The organism is Enterobacter huaxiensis, assembly GCF_003594935.2.
In the GTDB taxonomy this organism is placed as follows: Bacteria; Pseudomonadota; Gammaproteobacteria; order Enterobacterales; family Enterobacteriaceae; genus Enterobacter; species Enterobacter huaxiensis.
Genome location: NZ_CP043342.1, coordinates 2,894,074 through 2,915,649, shown reverse-complemented (window position 1 = coordinate 2,915,649; position 21,576 = coordinate 2,894,074). Strand labels below are relative to the sequence as shown.

The 21,576-nt window shown below is 55.5% G+C and carries 21 protein-coding genes; 8 read left to right on the top strand and 13 right to left on the bottom strand.

What is annotated here, in order from left to right; translation table 11 throughout:
• Nucleotides 1-24 precede the first annotated feature (24 nt).
• The gene (locus tag D5067_RS13965) at nt 25-1,098 is read right to left on the bottom strand and encodes an acyltransferase family protein (protein WP_119934651.1); all 1,074 of its coding nucleotides are present in this window, start codon (nt 1,096-1,098) and stop codon (nt 25-27) included.
• 257 nt (nt 1,099-1,355) lie between these two features.
• On the opposite strand from D5067_RS13965, the gene lolC reads away from it, so the two are divergent.
• The 6 genes from lolC to D5067_RS13935 all read left to right on the top strand — a co-directional run bounded on the left by lolC (nt 1,356) and on the right by D5067_RS13935 (nt 7,744).
• The gene (gene lolC, locus D5067_RS13960) at nt 1,356-2,558 is read left to right on the top strand and encodes a lipoprotein-releasing ABC transporter permease subunit LolC (protein WP_119934650.1); all 1,203 of its coding nucleotides are present in this window, start codon (nt 1,356-1,358) and stop codon (nt 2,556-2,558) included.
• Complete coding sequence (gene lolD / locus D5067_RS13955; RefSeq protein WP_119934649.1) at nt 2,551-3,252, top strand: lipoprotein-releasing ABC transporter ATP-binding protein LolD; 702 nt, start codon at nt 2,551-2,553, stop codon at nt 3,250-3,252. The genes lolC and lolD overlap by 8 nt, the downstream gene beginning before the upstream one ends.
• Nucleotides 3,252-4,496, top strand: coding sequence for a lipoprotein-releasing ABC transporter permease subunit LolE (gene lolE / locus D5067_RS13950; RefSeq protein ID WP_119934648.1), 1,245 nt, complete (start codon nt 3,252-3,254; stop codon nt 4,494-4,496). The genes lolD and lolE overlap by 1 nt, the downstream gene beginning before the upstream one ends.
• A gap of 53 nt (nt 4,497-4,549) precedes the next feature.
• Nucleotides 4,550-5,461 (top strand): N-acetylglucosamine kinase, encoded by a 912-nt coding sequence (gene nagK / locus D5067_RS13945; RefSeq protein ID WP_119934647.1) that lies wholly within the window; start codon nt 4,550-4,552, stop codon nt 5,459-5,461.
• A 15-nt stretch (nt 5,462-5,476) separates the two neighbouring features.
• Nucleotides 5,477-6,298 (top strand): Sir2 family NAD+-dependent deacetylase, encoded by an 822-nt coding sequence (gene cobB, locus D5067_RS13940; RefSeq protein ID WP_119934646.1) that lies wholly within the window; start codon nt 5,477-5,479, stop codon nt 6,296-6,298.
• A 216-nt stretch (nt 6,299-6,514) separates the two neighbouring features.
• The gene (locus D5067_RS13935) at nt 6,515-7,744 is read left to right on the top strand and encodes an EAL and HDOD domain-containing protein (RefSeq protein ID WP_119934645.1); all 1,230 of its coding nucleotides are present in this window, start codon (nt 6,515-6,517) and stop codon (nt 7,742-7,744) included.
• Nucleotides 7,745-7,790: 46 nt separating this feature from the next.
• Here the strand turns inward: D5067_RS13935 and potD are convergent, their stop codons facing one another.
• The 4 genes from potD to potA are packed head-to-tail and all read right to left on the bottom strand — an operon-like array spanning nt 7,791 to nt 11,599.
• Complete coding sequence (potD, locus tag D5067_RS13930) at nt 7,791-8,825, bottom strand: spermidine/putrescine ABC transporter substrate-binding protein PotD (RefSeq protein WP_119934644.1); 1,035 nt, start codon at nt 8,823-8,825, stop codon at nt 7,791-7,793.
• Nucleotides 8,822-9,613, bottom strand: a complete 792-nt coding sequence (gene potC / locus D5067_RS13925) for a spermidine/putrescine ABC transporter permease PotC (RefSeq protein WP_119934643.1) — start codon at nt 9,611-9,613, stop codon at nt 8,822-8,824. Before potC ends, potD begins: the two co-directional genes overlap by 4 nt.
• Nucleotides 9,610-10,467, bottom strand: a complete 858-nt coding sequence (potB, locus tag D5067_RS13920) for a spermidine/putrescine ABC transporter permease PotB (protein WP_119934642.1) — start codon at nt 10,465-10,467, stop codon at nt 9,610-9,612. The genes potC and potB overlap by 4 nt, the downstream gene beginning before the upstream one ends.
• Nucleotides 10,451-11,599 carry a spermidine/putrescine ABC transporter ATP-binding protein PotA gene (potA, locus tag D5067_RS13915; protein ID WP_210433788.1) on the bottom strand — a complete coding sequence of 383 codons (1,149 nt, stop codon included), beginning with the start codon at nt 11,597-11,599 and terminating at the stop codon, nt 10,451-10,453. The genes potB and potA overlap by 17 nt, the downstream gene beginning before the upstream one ends.
• A 237-nt stretch (nt 11,600-11,836) precedes the next feature.
• Here potA and pepT point away from each other — a divergent pair, with 237 nt between their 5' ends.
• Both pepT and D5067_RS13905 read left to right on the top strand, forming a co-directional pair.
• On the top strand, nt 11,837-13,060 hold the full coding sequence (pepT, locus tag D5067_RS13910) for a peptidase T (RefSeq protein WP_119934640.1): 1,224 nt from the start codon (nt 11,837-11,839) through the stop codon (nt 13,058-13,060).
• Between the two features lie 51 nt (nt 13,061-13,111).
• Nucleotides 13,112-13,603 (top strand): REP-associated tyrosine transposase, encoded by a 492-nt coding sequence (locus D5067_RS13905; protein ID WP_119934639.1) that lies wholly within the window; start codon nt 13,112-13,114, stop codon nt 13,601-13,603.
• Nucleotides 13,604-13,688: 85 nt separating this feature from the next.
• On the opposite strand, the gene D5067_RS13900 is transcribed toward D5067_RS13905, so the two are convergent.
• From D5067_RS13900 to rluE, 8 genes are all read right to left on the bottom strand, one after another.
• Entirely contained in the window at nt 13,689-14,810 is a 1,122-nt protein-coding gene (locus D5067_RS13900; protein WP_119934638.1) for a ribosomal protein uL16 3-hydroxylase, read from the bottom strand.
• Nucleotides 14,811-14,901: 91 nt separating this feature from the next.
• Nucleotides 14,902-16,365 (bottom strand): two-component system sensor histidine kinase PhoQ, encoded by a 1,464-nt coding sequence (phoQ, locus tag D5067_RS13895; protein ID WP_119934637.1) that lies wholly within the window; start codon nt 16,363-16,365, stop codon nt 14,902-14,904.
• On the bottom strand, nt 16,366-17,037 hold the full coding sequence (gene phoP / locus D5067_RS13890; protein ID WP_119935443.1) for a two-component system response regulator PhoP: 672 nt from the start codon (nt 17,035-17,037) through the stop codon (nt 16,366-16,368).
• A 122-nt stretch (nt 17,038-17,159) separates the two neighbouring features.
• Complete coding sequence (gene purB / locus D5067_RS13885; RefSeq protein WP_119934636.1) at nt 17,160-18,530, bottom strand: adenylosuccinate lyase; 1,371 nt, start codon at nt 18,528-18,530, stop codon at nt 17,160-17,162.
• A 19-nt stretch (nt 18,531-18,549) separates the two neighbouring features.
• The gene (hflD, locus tag D5067_RS13880; RefSeq protein WP_119934635.1) at nt 18,550-19,179 is read right to left on the bottom strand and encodes a high frequency lysogenization protein HflD; all 630 of its coding nucleotides are present in this window, start codon (nt 19,177-19,179) and stop codon (nt 18,550-18,552) included.
• Nucleotides 19,180-19,206: 27 nt separating this feature from the next.
• Complete coding sequence (gene mnmA, locus D5067_RS13875; protein WP_119934634.1) at nt 19,207-20,319, bottom strand: tRNA 2-thiouridine(34) synthase MnmA; 1,113 nt, start codon at nt 20,317-20,319, stop codon at nt 19,207-19,209.
• Nucleotides 20,320-20,359: 40 nt separating this feature from the next.
• Entirely contained in the window at nt 20,360-20,833 is a 474-nt protein-coding gene (locus D5067_RS13870) for an NUDIX hydrolase (RefSeq protein ID WP_119934633.1), read from the bottom strand.
• A gap of 9 nt (nt 20,834-20,842) precedes the next feature.
• Nucleotides 20,843-21,496: a 23S rRNA pseudouridine(2457) synthase RluE gene (gene rluE / locus D5067_RS13865; RefSeq protein ID WP_119934632.1), complete on the bottom strand. Its 654-nt coding sequence runs from the start codon at nt 21,494-21,496 to the stop codon at nt 20,843-20,845.
• Nucleotides 21,497-21,576 lie beyond the last annotated feature (80 nt).

Sequence of the window (21,576 nt, the reverse complement as noted above, 5' to 3'; positions counted from 1 at the left end):
CCGAAACAGGGGGCGTGAAGCGGGCTAGCGCGTCGCTGAAAGCGGCGAGAGCCGGGCGGGAGGGGAGAAGAACAGGTCGCCGAACAGCGCGGTAGAGAGCTTACGCGCTCCCAGCCCCACCAGCGTGCAGACCAGCAGGCTGACAAACGGATAGACCAGAATCAGCGTTAACTCGGCCCAGACCGGCCAGTATCCGGCATTCATTTCACCGATCAGGATCAGGCTGAACGCCTCAATCAGGATGCGGTGGGTAGTGTAAATGGCGATAGTGTTGGAGCCCACCACGTTCAGCAGGTTGCCGGGGTGAACGGCATAGCGTTGCTCAAGGCTGTAAAAGAGCTTCATGATCAGCACAATCGACAGCAGGGAGAGCAGCAGCGGGACGTTAGCAAACCATAGCGCCACGGAGACGGCACCGAACGCGATCGCCGCCAGCCAGACGCGACGCATCTCCAGCCCTTTCATCCACGTCATGAGCTGTGCGCCGTACCACGCGCCCATGCTGTAGTAGATCATATTACGTACGACGCTGTTCATTCCCCACCACGGAAGCGGCAGGAAGTTAATCGCGACGCTCGCCAAAGCCAGAAGGCCCAGCATCGGCAGCTTCCAGCGGCTCAGCAGTTTGCACAGGGTGAAATAGACCACCAGCGCGTACAGATACCACAGGCTGGTGCTGGCGGTGAGCATGCCGCGGATAAAACCGGCTAGCGAGTCGGCATAGGCCGCATTCGAGGAGGTAGCCAGCTCGCGCTCGGGAGCGAGCCAGGCGTTGAGGTGGCTTAGCGCCTGCCACTGTAAAACGCCCCACAGCGCCAGGACCCAGACAATGCTCCAGATCCGCTTGTCGAGGCTGGTGCGCCAGTCTACCTCATCGATGTAGCGTCGAATCAGGTAGCCAGATATAAAGAAAAACACCGGCATGCGGAACGGCGCGAGATAGAGGTTAAAATAGACCCAGCATTTGGCGAGAAGGCCAGACAGCGGGTGCTGCAGCCCGTTCAGATGAGGATAAAAGGTGATAACCGAGTGGTAGATCACCACCAGGCAGATGCACAGCCCTTTTATCTGATTAATCCATAATGCTTTTTGTTTCATCGGTAACGTTGACCTGTTTTGCCATAAACGAACGGGCAATTGTTCTAAAACGAGGCCGGGATGTAACGGGTAACAGTCTGTATCAAGACGATTTTCGGAAAAGGTGGAGGCTGCAGGGTTAAGTATTGAGAACTAGCATCCTGATTTATCTGAATTTTTCGGAAAAATGATTACCAAAGCTTACGGTTTCAGTCATTTACGCTTAACGGATTCGCTTATATACTCGTGGGTCTGCTATCAGCAAACAGACGGATTTCATGTATCAACCTGTCGCACTCTTCATAGGCTTACGTTACATGCGTGGGCGCGCCGCGGACCGCTTCGGTCGCTTTGTCTCCTGGCTTTCGACTATAGGCATTACGCTTGGCGTGATGGCTCTGGTGACGGTACTTTCCGTCATGAACGGCTTCGAACGCGAGCTGCAAAACAACATTCTGGGGCTGATGCCGCAGGCCGTTCTCTCTTCGAACAATGGTTCGGTTAACCCGCAACAGCTGCCGGAAAAAAGCGCGGCGACGTTACAGGGCGTCACGCGCGTTGCGCCGCTAACCACCGGTGACGTAGTGCTGCAAAGCGCCCGCAGCGTGGCGGTCGGCGTGATGCTGGGGATTGACCCGGCGCAAAACGATCCGCTGACGCCGTACCTGGTCAACGTGAAGCAGTCTGACCTCGAGGCAGGCAAGTACAACGTCATCCTCGGCGAGCAGCTTGCCGGACAGCTTGGCGTCAACCGTGGCGATCAGCTGCGCGTGATGGTGCCTTCTGCCAGCCAGTTCACGCCGATGGGGCGCCTGCCGAGCCAGCGTCTGTTTAACGTGATCGGCACGTTTGCTGCCAACAGCGAAGTCGATGGCTACCAGATGCTGGTAAACATTCAGGACGCCTCGCGCCTGATGCGCTACCCGGCGGGGAATATCACCGGCTGGCGTTTATGGCTCGATCAGCCCCTGAAGGTGGATTCTCTCAGCCAGCAAGCGCTGCCGGAAGGCACCAAATGGCAGGACTGGCGCGACCGTAAGGGCGAGCTGTTCCAGGCCGTGCGCATGGAAAAGAACATGATGGGGCTGCTGCTGAGCCTGATCGTGGCGGTTGCTGCGTTTAACATCATTACCTCTCTGGGTTTGATGGTGATGGAAAAGCAGGGCGAGGTCGCCATTCTGCAAACCCAGGGCCTGACGCCGCGCCAGATCATGGCGGTGTTTATGGTTCAGGGGGCCAGCGCCGGGATTATCGGCGCGCTGCTCGGTGCCGTGCTGGGGGCGCTGCTTGCCAGCCAGCTGAATAACTTAATGCCGATCATCGGCGCGCTGCTCGACGGCGCGGCGCTGCCGGTGGCGATTGAGCCGCTGCAGGTGGTCGGTATTGCGCTGGCCGCGATGGCCATTGCGCTGCTCTCTACGCTTTATCCTTCCTGGCGCGCTGCCGCCACTCAACCCGCTGAGGCTTTACGTTATGAATAAGATCCTGTTGCAATGCGACAACCTGTCCAAACGCTATCAGGAAGGCACTGTGCAGACCGACGTGCTGCACAATGTGAGCTTTAGCGTGGGTGAAGGTGAGACGATGGCCATTGTGGGCAGCTCTGGCTCAGGTAAGAGCACCCTGCTGCATCTGCTCGGCGGGCTGGATACGCCGACCGAAGGTGACGTTATTTTCTCCGGCCAGCCGATGAGCAAAATGTCCTCTACGGCCAAAGCGGAGCTGCGTAACCGCGAATTAGGGTTTATCTACCAGTTCCACCACCTGCTGCCTGACTTCACGGCGCTGGAAAACGTGGCGATGCCGCTGCTGATTGGCAAAAAGAAACCGGCTGAAATTAATGCCCGCGCCAGCGATATGCTGAAAGCGGTCGGGCTTGGACACCGCGGGAACCACCGTCCTTCAGAGCTTTCCGGCGGCGAGCGCCAGCGCGTGGCGATTGCCCGTGCCCTGGTTAACAACCCGCGTCTGGTGCTGGCGGATGAACCGACCGGCAACCTCGATGCGCGTAACGCAGACAGTATTTTCCAGCTTCTGGGCGAGCTGAATGCTTCCCAGGGCACCGCGTTTCTGGTGGTAACTCACGATCTGCAGCTGGCGAAGCGTATGGGGCGCCAGCTTGAGATGCGTGACGGCCACCTGAACGCGGAACTGACCCTGATGGGAGCGCAGTAATGGCTTCACCGTTATCGTTACTTATCGGGTTGCGCTTCAGCCGGGGCCGCCGTCGCGGCGGCATGGTCTCGCTCATTTCGGTTATTTCAACCATCGGCATCGCGCTGGGCGTGGCGGTGCTGATCGTGGGCTTAAGCGCCATGAACGGCTTCGAGCGCGAGCTGAATAACCGCATTCTGGCCGTGGTGCCGCACGGCGAAATCGAACCGGTTAACCAGCCGTGGACCCACTGGAGCGATGCGCTCACCAGCGTCGAAAAAGTGCCGGGCATTGTTGCCGCTGCGCCTTATATCAACTTTACCGGGCTAGTGGAGAGCGGGGTGAATCTGCGCGCCATCCAGGTGAAAGGGGTTAACCCGCGGCAGGAAGAGCGTTTAAGCGCGCTGCCGCAGTACGTGCAGAACGGCGCGTGGGCGAATTTTAAGGCGGGTGAACAGCAGATTATCATCGGCAAAGGCGTCGCTGATGCCCTGAAGGTGAAGCAGGGCGACTGGGTGTCGATCATGATCCCGAACGCCAGCGCCGATCACAAACTGCAGCAGCCTAAGCGCGTGCGCCTGCACGTTACCGGTATTCTTCAGCTGAGCGGCCAGCTCGACCACAGCTTTGCGATGGTGCCCATGGAAGACGCGCGTCAGTATCTGGATATGGGCGACAGCGTGACGGGCATTGCCATTAAGGTTAACGACGTCTTTAACGCCAATAAGCTGGTGCGTGACGCAGGCGGTGTGACCAATAACTATGTCTACATCAAAAGCTGGATTGGCACTTACGGGTATATGTATCGTGATATCCAGATGATCCGCGCCATTATGTATCTGGCGATGGTGCTGGTGATTGGTGTCGCGTGCTTTAATATCGTCTCGACGCTGGTGATGGCGGTCAAAGACAAGAGCGGCGACATTGCGGTACTGCGTACCTTAGGGGCAAAGGACGGTCTTATTCGCGCCATCTTTGTCTGGTACGGTTTGCTGGCGGGGCTGTTCGGCAGCCTGTGCGGCGTGGTGATTGGCGTGGTGGTTTCACTCCAGCTGACGCCGATTATCAATTTGATTGAAAAGCTTATCGGCCACCAGTTCCTGTCGGGCGATATCTATTTTATTGACTTCCTGCCGTCTGAACTGCACTGGCTGGACGTCCTTTATGTGCTGGTTACAGCACTTTTACTGAGTCTGCTGGCAAGCTGGTACCCGGCGCGTCGCGCAAGCCGGATTGATCCGGCGAGGGTGTTAAGTGGCCAGTAATTACGTCATGATCTAGCGGCTTACGGGCCGCCAGGTTAAAAGAGGAATGCGTTATGTATTACGGATTTGATATTGGCGGCACCAAAATTGCGCTCGGCGTGTTTGATGAGGATCTCAAACTGCAGTGGGAAACCCGCGTTCCCACGCCGCGCGAAAGCTACGATGAATTTTTAAACGCCATTGCCGCGCTGGTGAGGCAGGCGGATGAACGCTTTGGCGTCAAAGGCAGCGTCGGCGTTGGTATTCCCGGTATGCCCGAAACGGACGACGGCACGCTGTACGCTGCCAACGTTCCTGCTGCCAGCGGCAAACCGCTGCGCGCCGATCTCTCTGCTCTCCTCGAACGCGACGTGCGTTTAGACAACGATGCTAACTGCTTTACGCTGTCAGAAGCCTGGGACGATGAGTTTCGCCAGTATCCGCTGGTCATGGGGCTGATCCTCGGCACGGGCGTCGGCGGCGGGATCGTCATAAACGGCAAACCGATAACCGGGCGCAGCTATATCACCGGCGAATTTGGCCATATCCGCCTGCCGGTGGATGCGCTGGAGGTCGTCGGACGTGATTTCCCGCTGACCCGCTGTGGCTGCGGCCAACACGGCTGCATTGAGAACTATCTCTCAGGCGGTGGGTTTGCATGGCTTTATGAACACTTCTATCATCAGAAACTTGACGCCCCCCAAATCATAACCCTGTGGGAGCAGGGGGATGCGCAGGCGCGGGAGCACGTCGAGCGCTATCTCGATCTGCTGGCGGTGTGCCTCGGGAATATCCTGACCATCGTCGACCCGGATTTGCTGGTGATTGGCGGCGGGCTGTCAAACTTTACTGCGATTACGGAACGGTTGTCCGGGCGTTTGCCACGACATTTACTGCCGGTCGCCCGCGTGCCGCGTATTGAACGCGCGCGACACGGGGACGCGGGAGGCATGCGCGGAGCCGCATTCCTTCATCTTACCGATTAGTCTTACGAGGTTACTATGCTGTCGCGTCGCCAGGGTCGACTCAGCCGTTTTCGCAAAAACAAACGCCGCTTACGTGAGCGCCTGCGCCAGCGGATTTTTTTCAGAGACAGAATCATGCCAGAAGCGATGGATAAACCCAGAGTAGTGGTGTTGACCGGGGCGGGGATCTCCGCCGAATCCGGCATCCGCACCTTCCGTGCGGCGGACGGGTTGTGGGAAGAACACCGTGTCGAGGATGTGGCAACGCCGGAAGGCTTCGCCCGCGATCCGGACCTGGTGCAGGCGTTTTATAACGCGCGCCGCCGCCAGCTTCAGCAACCGGAGATTGCGCCGAATGCGGCGCACGTGGCGCTGGCAAAGCTGGAGGAAGCGCTGGGGGATCGTTTTCTGCTGGTCACCCAGAATATCGACAACCTGCATGAGCGGGCCGGCAACAAGAACATCATCCACATGCATGGCGAGCTGCTAAAGGTTCGCTGTGACTGGAGCGGTCAGGTGCTGGACTGGAAAGAGGATGTACTGCCGGAAGACAAATGCCACTGCTGCCAGTTCCCCTCTCGGCTACGCCCGCACGTGGTCTGGTTCGGGGAGATGCCGCTGGGAATGGATGAGATCTACAGCGCCCTGGCGATGGCGGACGTGTTTATTGCCATTGGCACCTCCGGGCACGTTTATCCGGCGGCGGGATTTGTTCACGAGGCGAAGCTTCAGGGCGCGCATACGGTTGAACTCAATCTGGAGCCGAGCCAGGTTGGCAGCGAGTTCGAAGAGAAGCACTATGGCCTGGCCAGTACGGTGGTGCCGGAATTTGTCGATAAGCTCCTGAAAGGTCTGTAACCCTTTTTACCTTTAGAAAAGCACTCTTTTAAGAGTGCTTTTTTTATTATCAGCAGCAAGTAGTTTTTTAAATTAAATCTCTCCGCGATGAGCCCCGTTAATTAGTGTGGTTACTTTTGTTTTGTGGCGTGAATCAAAATAGATTTCATTAGTGCTCGTTATATGTCGAAAAAAAGAGGATGCTAGCGAATAAAGATTCAATAAGGAGAATGGGATATGTATGGATTTATCGGGAGACAACCCATTTTTAACTCGGATATGAATACGGTGGCGTATGAGCTGCTTTTCAGGGACGGGATGACGAACCGGTTTCCTGATGTATCAGCCGAATATGCTACGTCACGGATGATTTCGGATCAGTTTTTATGCGTTCCGTCCCAGCGGATTGCGGGCACACACACCTCGTTTATCAACTTCCCCTCCCGGATGGTTATCGATCGCAGCGGTGAGGCGCTGGATAAAGATAACGTGGTGATTGAAATCTTAGAGGATGCTATCCCCGGAGACGAGCTGCTGCACGCAGTAAAAGAGATGCATGCCAACGGCTACCGCTTTGCGCTGGATGACTTTACCCTTGCGCCTGAATGGGACGTTTTTTTACCCTATATTTCAATTCTGAAATTTGACGTACAGAATAATACGTTCGAGCAAATAGAAAACTATCTTCAGTCGCGTAAATCGCTGACCGGGCATATAAAGTATCTCGCTGAAAAAGTTGAGACTAAAGCGGAATTTATAATCTACCGTGATGCCGGCTTTACCCTGTTTCAGGGCTACTTCTTTTGCCGGCCTGAGGTCATCAAATATAAACGGCTGTCGCAAAATCAGCTCGCTATTTTCCGTCTGCAGATGGAGGCCGGCCGCAATAAGCCTGATTTCAGGATCATAGAATCGTTGATTAAAACCGATCTCACCTTGTCCTATAAAATCATGCGCTATATGAAACATACCGCTTATAAATACGGTGGGAACCTGAATCTCAGCAAGTTAAGCCTGAGTGAAGTGCTCATGTACCTCGGCGAGAATCAGATCAGAAGGTTTGTGGCGGTTGTGGTGTTGGCCAGCGCGGGCAATGATACCGTCAATGAGCTTTATCCTCTGAGCATGATGCGGGGTAGGTTTTGCGAACTTATCGCGGAAAAAATAGACGAGCCGATTCAGGCGGAAAATGCCTTCATGTGCGGCCTGTTCTCGTTACTCGATACGATCCTCGAATTACCGATGGTCGACCTGATGAAGCAAATTGCTGTGCCGCAGAGCGTGAGCAATGCGCTTTGCCATCAGGAGGGAGTGTTAGCCGACATTGTTGCCCTGTGCAGCTGCTATGAGCGGCAGGCGTGGGAAGAGGCGGACAGGTTGGTAAATGCGCTGGGCTTAACAAATGAGGACGTCGTTGCGGCCATGAGAGAGGCAACCCTCTGGGCGGGTGACAACGCCGTGGGTTAATCTTCCTCACTCCGCGCGGGCAGAGTGAGGAAGAACGCGGTGCCGCTTATCGGCCTGCTTTTAACTTCTGATAATACTCTTCGTAAATCCGGCTCGCGTCACCCACGTCGTTCTGCCACTCGCCTTTGCTGATGGTTTCAGCATCCGGATAGAGCGATTTATCGTTGGCAACTTCCGGTCTCAGCAGCTTACGCGCCGCGAGGTTTGGCGTTGGGTAGCCGATGGTTTCGGCCACCTGTTTGGCGACGTCAGGACGCAGCAGGAAGTTGATCAGCTTCATCGCGCCCTCAACGTTCTTCGCATTGGCTGGAATAGAAAGGCTGTCCATCCAGAAGATCCCACCCTCTTTCGGCCAGACGATCTCCAGCGGCGTGCCGGCCTGACGGGCAACGTACGCAGAGCCGTTCCATACCATCCCCAGGTTCACTTCGCCTTCCATGAACGGGTTCGCCGGGTTGTCGGAGTTAAAGGCGGCGATATTAGGCATGAGTTTTTTCAGCTCGTTGTAGGCAGCCTCAATCTCTTTCGGATCGGTGGTATTCCCTGAATAGCCCAGTTTGCGCAGCGCAACCTGGAACACCTCACGCGCGTCGTCAGTCATCAGCAGGCTGCTTTTATACTCGGGCTTCCACAGATCCGCCCAGCCGGTGATGCTTTTCGGATCAAGCGCATCGCTGTTTACGCCAATCGCCGTCGCCCCCCAGATATACGGGATGGAATAATCGTTGTTTGGATCGAACGGCTTGTTGAGCATCTCCGGATCGAGATTGCCGAAGTTGGTCAGCTTCGTTTTGTCGATCTTCTGGATCATCCCCTCTTTGCGCATCTTGTCGACGAAATAGGTCGAGGGAACAACGACATCGTACGCGCCGTCTTTGTAGGTTTTGAGCTTGGCGTACATGGTCTCATTCGACTCGTAGGTGGAATAGATAACCTTGATGCCCGTCTCTTTAGTGAACTGCTCCAGCAGGCCTGGCGGCACGTACTCGGTCCAGTTGTAGAAATAGAGCGTTTTACCGTCATCAGCGTGCGCGGCACCCATACCGAGCACCAGTGCCGCAGCGGCGAGCATTTTCTTCATTTCATTGTCCCCTGAGATTTTGTTTTATCACGAGCAATTACCTGGCTTGCAACCACCAGCACCAGCGAGAACACCAGCAGAATGGTCGCCAGCGCGTTCACTTCAGGCGATACGCCGACCTTAACCATCGAATAGATCTTCAACGGCAGAATTTCATAGCTCGGCCCGGTCACGAACGATGAGACGACCACGTCATCCATCGACAGGGTAAAGCTGAGCAACCATCCGGCGGCCACGGCGGGCATCGCCAGCGGCAGAATAATTTTTCGCAGGATGGTCATTTCGCTGGCACCCAGATCTTTTGCCGCCTCCAGCATGCGAACGTCAAACCCTTTCAGTCGGGCAAACACCGTTACCACGACAAACGGCAGGCAGAAGGTAATATGGGAGAACAGCAGAGACCAGAAGCCAAGCTGTACGCCCAGCAGCATAAACAGCACCAGCAGTGAAATCGCCATCACGATGTCCGGCGACATCATCACCACGAACAGCATGCCGCTGACGAACGGTTTACCGCGAAAGCGATACCTGTAGAGCGCCACGGCGGTAAGTGAGCCAATCAGCGTGGCGAAGGTGGCGGAGAAGATCGCCATCGTCAGCGAGTGCTGAGCGGCCTGCAGCAGGCTGTCGTTGTTCATCAGCAGGCTGTACCAGCTGGTGGTAAAGCCCTGCCAGCCGATCCCGAAGCGCGAGCTGTTAAACGAGTTCACGATCAAAATAATAATCGGGATGTAGAGATAAGCGTAAATAGCGGTCATAAAACCGCCGCGAAGCAGTCGACCGATCATTCGAGTTCCACCTTCTTGTTCAGGAGACGAGAAGCGCGCCAGTAGACCAGCAGCATCAGACCCATTACCACCGTCAGCGTAATGCTGGTGGCTGAGCCAAACGGCCAGTCGCGGATGTTCAGGAACTGGCTCTTGATCACGTTACCAATCAGCAGGTTTTTCGCACCGCCCATCAGGTCCGCTACGTAGAACAGACCCATCGCTGGCAGCATCACCAGCAGACAGCCGGCGATAATGCCCGGCATGGTCAGAGGCAGAATGATGCGGATGAAGGTTTGCAGCTTGCTGGCACCCAGATCCTTTGCCGCTTCAAGCAGCGGTTTATCGAGCTTTTCAATGCTGGAGTAGAGCGGCATCACCATAAACGGCAGCAGAATATAGACCAGACCAATAATTACCGCACTCGGGGTAAACATGATGCGTATCGGCGTATCAATCACGCCGAGCCACAGCAGAAACTCGTTCAGATAACCTTTGGTGCTGAGGAAAATTTTCAGCCCGTAGATGCGGATTAACGAGTTAGTCCAGAAGGGAACAATCAGCAAAAACAGCAGCAGCGGACGCACCTTCTGCGGCAGACGCGCCAGAAACCATGCAAACGGATACCCCAGCACCAGGCAGGCGACGGTCGCAATCAGCGCCATATTGAGCGAGTGCAGCAGCACCTCAAAATAAAGCGGATCGAGCAGGCGCGAGTAGTTGTCCAGCGTAAAGACCAGCTTCACGAAGTTAGCGTCGTCGCGGGTCAGGAAGCTGGTCGCGATGATCATCAGGTTGGGTAAAAAGACAAACAGCACAAGCCAACCGACGATAGTGGCAATCACCACATTCTGGAATTTACTTGTGTTCTTCATCAGCCAGCACAACCTCCCAGCTTTCAACCCAGTTGATGACCATTTTCTGATCGAGAGAGTGGTCGAAGTCGGGATCGTCTTCGTTGAAGAACTCGCTGACCATGACCATTTTACCGTTTTCAAGCTCAACGACGGATTCGAGCGTCATCCCTTTGTAGTTGCGCTCGCGAATGTAGCCGATCAGGCCTTCCGCCTCTGCGTTGTCGTGAACTTCGTCGACGCGCAGATCTTCCGGGCGCAGCAGTACGTTGAGCTTTTGCCCCTGCTCAACGGCGAAATTGACGGTGATGTTGCATTCATGGCCCTCGACGCTGGCCCGCACGCGCTGCTCGTCCAGACGTTCAATCACCGTGGCGTTGAAAATATTGATCTCGCCAATGAAGCTGGCGACAAACAGGTTTTTAGGCTCTTCGTAGATCTCACGCGGGGTGCCGTCCTGCTCGATTTTGCCGTCACGCATCACCACGATCCTGTCGGACATGGTCAGCGCCTCTTCCTGATCGTGAGTGACGAAGACAAACGTAATACCAAGCTTACGCTGTAGCGCCTTCAATTCGTTCTGCATCTGCTTACGCAGTTTGTAATCCAGCGCGGACAGGGACTCGTCCAGCAGAAGCAGGCGGGGCTTATTCACTACCGCGCGGGCAATCGCCACCCGCTGTTGCTGACCGCCGGAAAGCTGGTGAGGTTTACGCTGCGCGAATTCTTCCAGCTGCACCATCCGCAGAGCGTCGGTTACGCGGGGTGGAATTTCGCTGGCGGGCGTTTTCTGCATCCGCAGGCCAAACGCCACGTTCTCAAACACGGTCATGTGCGGGAACAGGGCATAGCTCTGAAAGACGGTATTGACGTGGCGATCTTCGGCGGGAACCTGGGTTATGTCCTGGTTCTCTAAATGGATATGACCGTTATCGACGCTTTCCAGCCCGGCGATAAGGCGCAGTACGGTTGTTTTGCCGCAGCCGGAGGGGCCAAGCAGCGTGAGAAACTCACCGTCATTGATGGTCAGGTTCAGGTCAGAAATAACCTCTTTGCCATCAAAGCTTTTACTCAGTCGTTCCAGACGCACCAGCGGCGCTCGGGAACGGGTTTGTGTATTCAATTTTCGCGCTGTCCCATATCGACGCCTCAGGCAGCAGACTGAAGCGGGGTTTGTGTGTAACCACCTTGGTGACTCGTAATGAGGGCGGACATTCTACGGCAAACCTATTGAATCGCCAATCCTTCTCGCTGATACATAAGCTACATTTATAAACGGAACATGACATAAACGAAAAAAGTTCTCGTTTACGGGATAAAAGTGACCTGACGCAATATTTGCGTTTTGATGCTTAATGATAATGTTGTCACAAAAAGTGAGGGTGACTGCATGGATAAATTACTTGAGCGTTTTTTACAGTACGTTTCGCTGGATACCCAATCTAAGCCGGGTGTCCGACAGGTGCCGAGCACCGAAGGCCAGTGGAAGTTGCTCAACCTGCTGAAAGAGCAGCTTGAGGCACAGGGACTGGTCAACGTCACGCTGAGCGACAAAGGCACCGTGATGGGAACGCTGCCTGCGAACGTCGATGGAGACATCCCGGCCATTGGCTTTATCTCCCATGTCGATACCTCACCGGATTTTAGCGGTAAACATGTTAATCCGCAGATTGTCGAAAATTACCGTGGCGGCGACATTGCGCTGGGTATCGGTGACGAAGTGCTGTCGCCGGTGATGTTCCCGGTGCTGCATCAGCTGCTGGGGCAGACGTTAATCACCACCGATGGCAAAACGCTGCTTGGGGCCGATGATAAAGCGGGCATTGCCGAAATCATGACGGCGCTGGCAGTGCTGAAAGGCAAAAATATTCCGCACGGCGATATCCGCGTGGCCTTTACGCCGGACGAAGAGGTGGGCAAAGGCGCAAAACACTTTGACGTTGAGGCTTTTAACGCGCAGTGGGCATATACCGTCGACGGCGGCGGCGTGGGTGAACTGGAGTATGAAAACTTCAATGCCGCGTCCGTTACGATCAAGATTGTGGGCAATAACGTCCATCCGGGTTCGGCAAAAGGCGTAATGGTGAACGCGCTGTCGCTGGCGTCGCGCATTCATGCGGAAGTCCCGGCCGATGAAAGCCCGGAGATGACGGATGGGTATGAGGGTTTTTATCACCTGACCAGCATCAAGGGCACCGTGGACAGCGCGCAGATGCACTATATCGTCCGTGATTTTGACCGCAAGGCTTTTGAAGCCCGCAAGCGTAAGATGATGGAAATCGCCAAGAAGGTGGGGAAAGGGCTACATCCGGACTGCTATATTGAGCTGATCATCGAAGACAGCTATTACAATATGCGCGACAAGGTAATGGAGCATCCGCATATTCTCGACATCGCCCAGCAGGCCATGCGCGACTGCGATATTGAACCACTGATGAAACCGATTCGCGGCGGTACCGACGGCTCACAGCTCTCCTTTATGGGACTGCCGTGCCCGAACCTCTTTACCGGCGGGTATAACTACCACGGCAAGCATGAGTTCGTGACGCTGGAAGGAATGGAGAAAGCGGTGAAGGTGATTGTGCGAATAGCCGAACTTACGGCAAAACGCTGATAAAACGCCCGGTAAGCGCAGCGCCACCGGGCACAAAGGCAAGGAACGCCAATGTCAAACTATCGTCGTCATTACGTCCCGGGCGGGACCTGGTTTTTCACCGTCAACCTGCAAAACCGCCAGAGCGATTTGCTTACACGTCATATCGACAGCCTGCGCGCTGCCACCTCCATGGTGAAACGTTCGAAACCTTTTACCATTAATGCCTGGGTTATCCTGCCCGAACATATGCACTGCATCTGGACCTTACCGAAAGGCGACAGTGACTTTTCGGCACGCTGGCGGGATATCAAGAAAACCTTCAGCCGCAACGTTGAAATGCGCCATATCTGGCAGCCACGCTTCTGGGAGCACACCGTCCGTAACGAAGAGGACTACCGCCGGCATATGGATTACATCTATATCAATCCGCTGAAGCATGGCTATGTCAGTAAGGTTAGCGACTGGCCGTACTCAACGTTTCATCGCGATGTACGGGAAGGGTTATATCCGGTGGATTGGGCGGGGGACATCAAAGATTTTATGGCGGGTGAGCGGAAGTAAAAAGCCGGGTGGCGGCTGCGCCTTACCCGGCCTACATTCGGATCGTAGGCCCGGTAAGCGCAGCGCCACCGGGCGTTAAGGCGACTCAGTCCTCAAAAAACCAGTACCCGCTGTTGACCAGCGCCGAGAGCATCGCCAGGAATGACGGATCTTCCAGCGCGTCGCCAAAGGTATCGGCCGTCAACACCATATGACCAGCGATCGCTTCCAGCGCCGGACGGTGCGGAGAATCCAGCTTCTCGCCGTTAACGAACACGTCTTCACCAATACGCAGCACGCGCAGCCCGCCCAGGCGAACCAGCTTGTCGCCCTGCTGCAGCGCATCGTAGATTTCGTCTGCCTGATACGGTGGTTCTGGCGGCGCAACGTCCAGCTCGTGACGCGACTGGCTGACAAATTCCCCAAACCACTGTCTGAAATGCTCGGGTTCGTTGATCAGGTCCAGCATCATGCCGCGCAGCCTGTCCAGCTCTTCCGGGAGAATGTCGGCAGGGTGTTCACGAGAAGGCACATCCGGGTCGCTATAGCGATAGCTGCCCAGCTCGCGTTGCAGGACGTAGTCAGCAAAGCCGCTGATCATTTCCCGCCCGCTAGGCGCGCGGAAACCGACAGAATAGTTCAGCGAGTTTTCCAGGGAATACCCTTCATGCGGGAAGCCTGGCGGGATGTAGAGAATATCGCCCGGCTCAAGCTCCTCGTCGATAATCCCCTCAAACGGATCAACCTGAAGCAGGTCAGGATGCGGGCAGTGCTGCTTCATCGGGACCTTTTCGCCCACGCGCCAGCGGCGGCGGCCGGTACCCTGAATGATAAACACATCGTATTGATCGAGATGCGGGCCTACGCCGCCGCCTGGCACGGAGAAGGAGATCATCAGATCGTCCATCCGCCAGTCGGGCAGGGCGCGGAACGGACGCATCAGGGCCGCGGTAGGCTCGTGCCAGTTGTTAACAGCCTGTACCAGCAGGGACCAGTTGTTCTCACCCAGGTGATCGTAACTTTCAAAAGGACCGTGGCTAACCTGCCATTTCCCGTCCTGGTGGCTCACCAGACGGCTATCGACTTCGTTTTCCATCGCCAGACCGGCCAGCTCATCAGGTGAGAGTGGGTCGACAAAGTTGCTGAACCCGCGCTTCAGAACGACCGGGCGTTTTTGCCAGTAGCGTTCAATAAACTCGGGCCAGTTAAGCGTTAAGTGATAATCCATATTTTATTATTCCGCAGGCTCTTACTGAGACGGATTATAACGGAAGCTCAGGAGCCTGGGTGCGAGATCCTCGCATTTTTCACATAACGGGTTAACTATCGTTCGATGTGGGCTGCTGACGACCAAAAATTGCTTCCATACGGGCACCGCCAAGCAGGCTTTCGCCGGTTTCTATTTTGCCATCATATTGATCGACGATTTCTCGGGCAACGGACAGCCCTACGCCCTGGCCCGGGCGCAGCGTATCGGCGCGCTGACCGCGGTCGAACACCACTTCACGTTTATTATTGGGAATGCCGGGGCCGTCATCCTCAACGATAATGTGCAGCTCGTTATCCGTTACGCGAGCGGAGACTTCCACAAATTCGAGACAATATTTACAGGCGTTATCAAGCAGGTTGCCCATCACTTCCATAAAGTCATTTTTCTCACCGACAAAGCTGATTTCCGGCGAAATATCGAGGCTGATGTCCACGCCTTTGCGTTGATACACTTTATTGAGCGCGGAGGTGAGGCTATCCAACAGCGGTGCCACGGGATGCAGCTCGCGGCTCACCAGCCCGCTGCCGGAACGCATGCTGGCGCGATGCAGGTAGTAGCCAATCTGCTGCGAGATACGGCTGATCTGCTCCAGCATCACCGGCTCCGCGTCATCCACGCTGAGTTTTGAGCTGCGCATTGAGCGCAGGGTGCTTTGCATCACCGCCAGCGGTGTTTTAAGACTGTGAGTCAGATCGGTGAGCGTGGTGCGGTATTTGTCATAGCGCTCGCGCTCGCTTTTCAGCAGGCGGTTAAGGTTGCGTACCAGGCTGGTGAGTTCCCGCGTGGTTTCCGGGTTCAGCTTTTCGCGATGATGCTCTTCCAGCTCCCGCACTTCTTTTGCAAGAGATTCTATCGGGCGTAGGCTCCACCACGCCGCAATCCACAGCAGCGGGATCACCAGCAGCAGGTTGGCGGCCAGAACGTACACGAACCAGCTCCAGACCATATAGGAGTGTTTAAGCTCAACCGGAATGGTGTCGATCACCACGATGGTCAGCTGCGGCATATTCATGGTGGCGGGGTAGAGGTTAATCGCCACGGAGTGGGTCATCTCCGTGTCATCGTCGTCCGCGCGGATCTCATTGAGCTTCTGCTGCAGGGAACGATCTTCGCGCAGCAGGGCGCTGGTGGAGTTAAGGTCGGCCTCTATTTCATGAAAGCCGTTTGTTTTAAGCCATTCCGGGCGGATGCGTTTTTTGAGCCAGGGCACGTCGCGCTGAGCCCACAGCAGCTTCCCTTTTTCATCGTAAATCATTGCCAGCGTGGGGCTTTGCTGGTTCAGATGTTCTGGCATCTCCACGCTGATGCGATTATTTTCCCACTTCGCCAGGGTGTAAAACAGATTGCTTTCACCGCGTAACAGGCGGAACGTTGTCTTATCAAAGCTTACGCTATACCCGACCAGCGCCACCATCCCGTAGGAGAGGGAGAGCACCAGCACCACGGCAGCGGTTGCCAGCAGGAAGCGAACCCGTAAAGAGAGGGGCAAGATGTGACGCAAAATCCCTTTCATTTAGCGTAATTCGAACAGATAGCCCTGACCGCGAACGGTCGTGATCACATCCTGCGGGAACTGCGCCTGGATTTTTTTGCGCAGGCGCCCCATCAGAACATCAATGGTATGGCTCTCACGCAGCTCTGCATCCGGATAAAGCTGGAGCATCAGAGAATCCTTGCTCACCACTTTGCCGTTATTGCGGATCAGCGTTTCCATAATGGTGTATTCAAACGCGGTCAGCTTGATCACCTCATCGTTAATCGAGAATTCACGGCGAGAGAGATCCACCTGGAACGGCGGAAGGGAGATGACCTGCGAGGCCAGCCCGCTGTTGCGGCGCAGCAGCGCCTGCATGCGCGCAGCGACTTCCTCGATATGGAAAGGCTTGGTCACGTAGTCATCCGCGCCCGCGCTGAGCACCTCAACCTTGTCCTGCCAGCCTTCACGGGCGGTCAGGACCAGTACCGGGAGAGAGACATCGTGGCTGCGCCAGCGACGGATTAACGATAACCCATCTTCATCCGGCAACCCTAAATCGACAATGGCGATATCCGGCAGGTGTTCATTGAGATAATAATCGGCTTCTTTTGCATCTTCAGCATCGTCCACCTGATGTCCCATCTCCTGAAGCTGAACCTTCAGGTGATGACGTAGCAATGCGTTATCCTCAACAACCAGTACGCGCATCATCTCTTCTCCCTAAATAATTGGTATGAATAGTTTAACGCTGATTATGTTGTTTTGGGGATAAACATTGAGTAAACCGGGGAAAAGCATCCCCCTTTTCGGGCGAAAAGGGGGAGAGGGCGTTACTTCAGCTCGTCAACCATGGTGGTGGCGCGGCCAATGTAGTTCGCAGGGGTCATCGCCTTCAGGCGCGTTTTTTCGTCTTCCGGCAGTTCCAGACCGTCGATAAACTGCTTCATGCCTTCGGCGTCAACGCGCTTGCCGCGGGTCAGCTCTTTCAGTTTCTCGTACGGTTTTTCAATGCCGTAACGACGCATCACGGTCTGGATCGGCTCGGCCAGCACTTCCCAGTTGTGATCCAGCTCGTCCAGCAGACGGTCGCGGTTCACTTCCAGCTTGCTTACGCCTTTCAGGGTGGACTGATAGGCGATCAGCGCGTAGCCGATACCCACACCCAGGTTACGCAGAACGGTGGAGTCGGTCAGGTCACGCTGCCAGCGGGAAACAGGCAGTTTGCTCGCCATATGCTGCAGCACGGCGTTTGCCAGACCCAGGTTGCCTTCGGAGTTTTCGAAGTCAATTGGGTTCACTTTGTGCGGCATGGTGGAAGAACCAATTTCACCGGCGATGGTTTTCTGCTTGAAGTGGTTCAGGGCAATGTAGCCCCACACGTCGCGGTCAAAGTCGATCAGGATAGTGTTAAAGCGCGCGATGCAGTCAAACAGCTCTGCGATGTAGTCATGCGGCTCGATCTGGGTGGTGTACGGGTTCCACTGAATGCCCAGAGAGGTTACGAACGCTTCGCTGAACTGATGCCAGTCTACTTCCGGGTACGCGGCAATGTGGGCGTTGTAGTTACCAACTGCACCGTTGATTTTGCCCAAAATCTCAACCTGCTCCAGCTGACGATACTGGCGTTCCATACGGTATGCCACGTTCGCCATCTCTTTACCCATAGTCGATGGGGTTGCCGGCTGACCGTGCGTACGGGACAGCAGCGGAAGGTCGCGATACTCAACGGCCAGCGCTTTTACCGCGTCAATGATTTTGCGCCAGTAAGGCAGCACCACGTCTTTGCGCGCGGTGGAGAGCATCAGCGCGTGGGACAGATTGTTGATGTCTTCTGACGTACAGGCGAAGTGAATAAACTCAGATACGGCATGCAGCGCAGGGACGCTTTCCACTTTTTCTTTCAGGAAGTACTCAACCGCTTTCACGTCGTGGTTGGTGGTGCGTTCAATGGTCTTAATGCGCGAAGCATCTTCTTCATTAAAGTCAGCAACGATTTTATCAAGGTAATCGTTTGCCTTTTCGTCAAAAGCAGGAACTTCCTTGATTGCGGCCTGAGCGGCCAGCTTCTGCAGCCAGCGTACTTCAACCTGTACACGAAACTTCAGCAGGCCATATTCGCTGAAGATCTCGCGCAGCGCGCTGACTTTATCGCCGTAGCGTCCGTCGACAGGGGATACGGCGGTCAGTGAGGATAATTCCATAATTCGCAACTCCGGGAGGTTAACAATGAGCAAGAATTTGTTTTGCCTGAGTCGTCAGGCGATTACGAGAAAACATGAGCTGCAGGCGGCCACCGCCGACCTGATGCCACAGCACGGCGGCGCGAATGCCGGCCAGCAGCGACGCGCGAACTTTCGCCTGCACCTGCGGGCTTTGCAGCACGGCAGGCGAGCCGGTGACCTGGATACGCGGCCCCAGCGGGCTTATCACGTCAACATAAATACCGGCCATCGCGCTCAGCAGCGTTTCGGACTGCAGATCAAAGTGATCCAGCTGACGCTGCAGACCGGCGATGCGATCGCCGAGCGTGTCCATCGCGCCTTTCGCCCCGTTCAGCTTACGCTCCAGCACCATCAGGCTCAGCGTGTAGCGAGTCAGCTCCGCGTTTAACCCCTGACGGTTGCTGGCGTTAAGCACGCCAAGTAAGGTTTCAAGACCGAGGCGAAGGTTAGTTTCACTGCCGCCGAACACCCCCAGCGTGGAGCCAGGATTGAGATCGATAACGCTATTCAGTGAAACGTGCAGGGCATCAGCGTCGCAATGACCCTGATGTGCCAGCTGCTGCACCAGACGGGCCGACTGGCAAATGCCTGCCAGCGCCAGGGTGATGTCGTAATAATTCTTCGCCACACGGTCTCCTTTATGTGTGCAATCGTGTTAAACAGCGGGCAGCGGCAGGCGCTGTTCTATAATCCCGCCGCCCAGGCAAATTTCGCCGCTGTAAAAGACAGCAGACTGGCCCGGCGTGACGGCAGAAACCGGCTCGTCAAAACGCACGTCAATGCGATCATCATCCAGCGCGGTGATGGTGCAAGGGATGTCAGTCTGGCGATAGCGCGTTTTCACCGTGCAGCGCAGCGTGCCCTTCAGCGGTTCGCGATCGACCCAGTGCAGCTGCTGCGCGATAAGCCCTACGGACATCAGACGCGGATGGTCGTGGCCCTGCGCGACGATCAGAATATTGTTCTCGACGTCTTTGTCGACAACGTACCACGGATCTTCGCTACCTTCTTTGGTACCGCCGATACCCAGACCTTTACGCTGGCCGAGCGTGTGGTACATCAGGCCCTGATGCTGGCCAATCTCTTCGCCATCAACGGTGACTATTTTGCCCGGCTGCGCGGGCAGGTAACGGCCGAGGAATTCGCGGAACTTACGCTCACCGATAAAACAGATGCCGGTGGAGTCTTTTTTCTTGGCAGTGATCAGATCCAGCTCTTCGGCGATTTTACGCACTTCCGGTTTTTCCAGTTCGCCGACCGGGAACAGGCTTTGGGCAATCTGTTCGTGGCTCAGCGTGTAGAGGAAGTAGCTCTGATCTTTATTGCCGTCCAGACCGCGCAGCAGCTGGCTTTTGCCATTCACATCTGCGCGACGCACGTAGTGACCCGTCGCAATAAAATCTGCACCCAGGTCTTCAGCAGCGAACTCGAGGAAGGCTTTAAATTTGATCTCTTTGTTGCACAGAATATCCGGGTTTGGGGTGCGGCCCGCTTTGTACTCTTCAAGGAAGAGCTCAAACACGTTGTCCCAGTATTCTGCGGCAAAGTTAACGGTGTGCAGTTCAATGCCGAGCTTGTCGCAGACGGCCTGCGCATCGGCAAGATCCGCAGCCGCAGTGCAGTATTCCTCGCCATCGTCTTCTTCCCAGTTCTTCATGAACAGGCCTTCTACCTTATAGCCCTGTTGCTGCAACAGGTAGGCGGAAACGGAGGAATCGACACCGCCGGACATGCCGACGATCACTTTTTTCTGGCTGTTATCTGACATGGAATACTCACAACATTGAACTTCAAGGCGGCGTATTCTATCACGCCCCCCCAGCGTTGACACCCTCTGTAAACGGCCAGTTAAATTCACCGATGACATCCAGCGGCAGGCGCGCGCCTGACTGCCAGCAGCGGATGCTTTCGGCAACCAGCGGCGAGCGCAGGTTTGGCGCATTCAGGATCTCGTCGGCAGTAACCCAGAGGCAGCGATCGATATCGTCATCGTGCGGTTCAGTGGCGCACGTTTCGTTAAGCTCAACGGTAAAAAGGAAGCGCAGAAAAGGCGTCCGGTCGGGGGCAATCCACTGATGCATGCGGATAAAGTGCTGCGGTTCAGCGTCAATACCCGTCTCTTCCCACAGCTCGCGCTTTGCGGCCTGAGGGAGGGTTTCATTGGCTTCGAGGTGACCGGCAGGCTGGTTCCACAGCGCCTTACCGTTGATACTCTCTTCTACCACCAGGAATTTACCCTGCGCGTGAACCACGCAGGCGACGGTAACATGAGGTTTGAACATATTCTCTCCTTAGGGGGCAACGTCTCGCCATTCACCGTTTGCAAGCGTGTCCAGCGTATAGCTGCCCATGGCGTAGCGAATCAGGCGCAGGGTAGGGAAGCCGACATGAGCGGTCATGCGGCGCACCTGACGGTTGCGGCCTTCATAAAGGGTAATTTTGAGCCAGCTTGTGGGAATGGATTTGCGTTCACGAATCGGCGGATTACGCGGCCACAGCCATTCGGGTTCGCCCACGCGCTCGACGCCGGCGGGCAGGGTGGGGCCATCGTTTAAGGTAACGCCGGTACGTAATGAAGCCAGCGTCTCGTCGTCCGGCTCGCCTTCAACCTGCACGAAGTAAATTTTTCCGGTACGTTTGCCCGGCTGGGTGAGCTTCGCCTGCAATGCGCCGTCGTTGGTTAAGACCAGCAGCCCCTCGCTGTCGCGATCCAGGCGCCCGGCGGCGTAGACGCCGGGAACAGGAATGTAATCCTTCAGCGTGCTGCGGCCCGCTTCGTCGGTGAACTGCGGCAAAACATCGTAGGGTTTATTGAACAGAATCACCCGCGTTGGCTGGGTTTCTGGCGTTCGTCTGGTGGCTTGTTGTGAGCTGAATCGCTCAACCCGGTGTTTTCTAAAAGAAGTTTTCTTCATGGTATTTTCAGGCTGTATCAATTGCCGCATTATAGCCCAATAACGAAGACCTTTCATGGCGGCAGACAATCAGGTAGTATCGAAAGGCTCATTACAATTTATTAACATAA

Coding starts and splice junctions, on each gene's coding strand:
- cobB (WP_119934646.1), top strand. CDS start 5,477: ATGCTGTCGCGTCGCCAGGGTCGACTCAGCCGTTTTCGCAAAAACAAA.
- D5067_RS13935 (WP_119934645.1), top strand. CDS start 6,515: ATGTATGGATTTATCGGGAGACAACCCATTTTTAACTCGGATATGAAT.
- pepT (WP_119934640.1), top strand. CDS start 11,837: ATGGATAAATTACTTGAGCGTTTTTTACAGTACGTTTCGCTGGATACC.
- lolD (WP_119934649.1), top strand. CDS start 2,551: ATGAATAAGATCCTGTTGCAATGCGACAACCTGTCCAAACGCTATCAG.
- nagK (WP_119934647.1), top strand. CDS start 4,550: ATGTATTACGGATTTGATATTGGCGGCACCAAAATTGCGCTCGGCGTG.
- lolE (WP_119934648.1), top strand. CDS start 3,252: ATGGCTTCACCGTTATCGTTACTTATCGGGTTGCGCTTCAGCCGGGGC.
- D5067_RS13905 (WP_119934639.1), top strand. CDS start 13,112: ATGTCAAACTATCGTCGTCATTACGTCCCGGGCGGGACCTGGTTTTTC.
- D5067_RS13965 (WP_119934651.1), bottom strand. CDS start 1,098: ATGAAACAAAAAGCATTATGGATTAATCAGATAAAAGGGCTGTGCATC.
- potC (WP_119934643.1), bottom strand. CDS start 9,613: ATGATCGGTCGACTGCTTCGCGGCGGTTTTATGACCGCTATTTACGCT.
- D5067_RS13900 (WP_119934638.1), bottom strand. CDS start 14,810: ATGGATTATCACTTAACGCTTAACTGGCCCGAGTTTATTGAACGCTAC.
- phoQ (WP_119934637.1), bottom strand. CDS start 16,365: ATGAAAGGGATTTTGCGTCACATCTTGCCCCTCTCTTTACGGGTTCGC.
- potD (WP_119934644.1), bottom strand. CDS start 8,825: ATGAAGAAAATGCTCGCCGCTGCGGCACTGGTGCTCGGTATGGGTGCC.
- lolC (WP_119934650.1), top strand. CDS start 1,356: ATGTATCAACCTGTCGCACTCTTCATAGGCTTACGTTACATGCGTGGG.
- phoP (WP_119935443.1), bottom strand. CDS start 17,037: ATGCGCGTACTGGTTGTTGAGGATAACGCATTGCTACGTCATCACCTG.
- D5067_RS13870 (WP_119934633.1), bottom strand. CDS start 20,833: ATGTTCAAACCTCATGTTACCGTCGCCTGCGTGGTTCACGCGCAGGGT.
- potB (WP_119934642.1), bottom strand. CDS start 10,467: ATGAAGAACACAAGTAAATTCCAGAATGTGGTGATTGCCACTATCGTC.
- rluE (WP_119934632.1), bottom strand. CDS start 21,496: ATGCGGCAATTGATACAGCCTGAAAATACCATGAAGAAAACTTCTTTT.
- mnmA (WP_119934634.1), bottom strand. CDS start 20,319: ATGTCAGATAACAGCCAGAAAAAAGTGATCGTCGGCATGTCCGGCGGT.
- purB (WP_119934636.1), bottom strand. CDS start 18,530: ATGGAATTATCCTCACTGACCGCCGTATCCCCTGTCGACGGACGCTAC.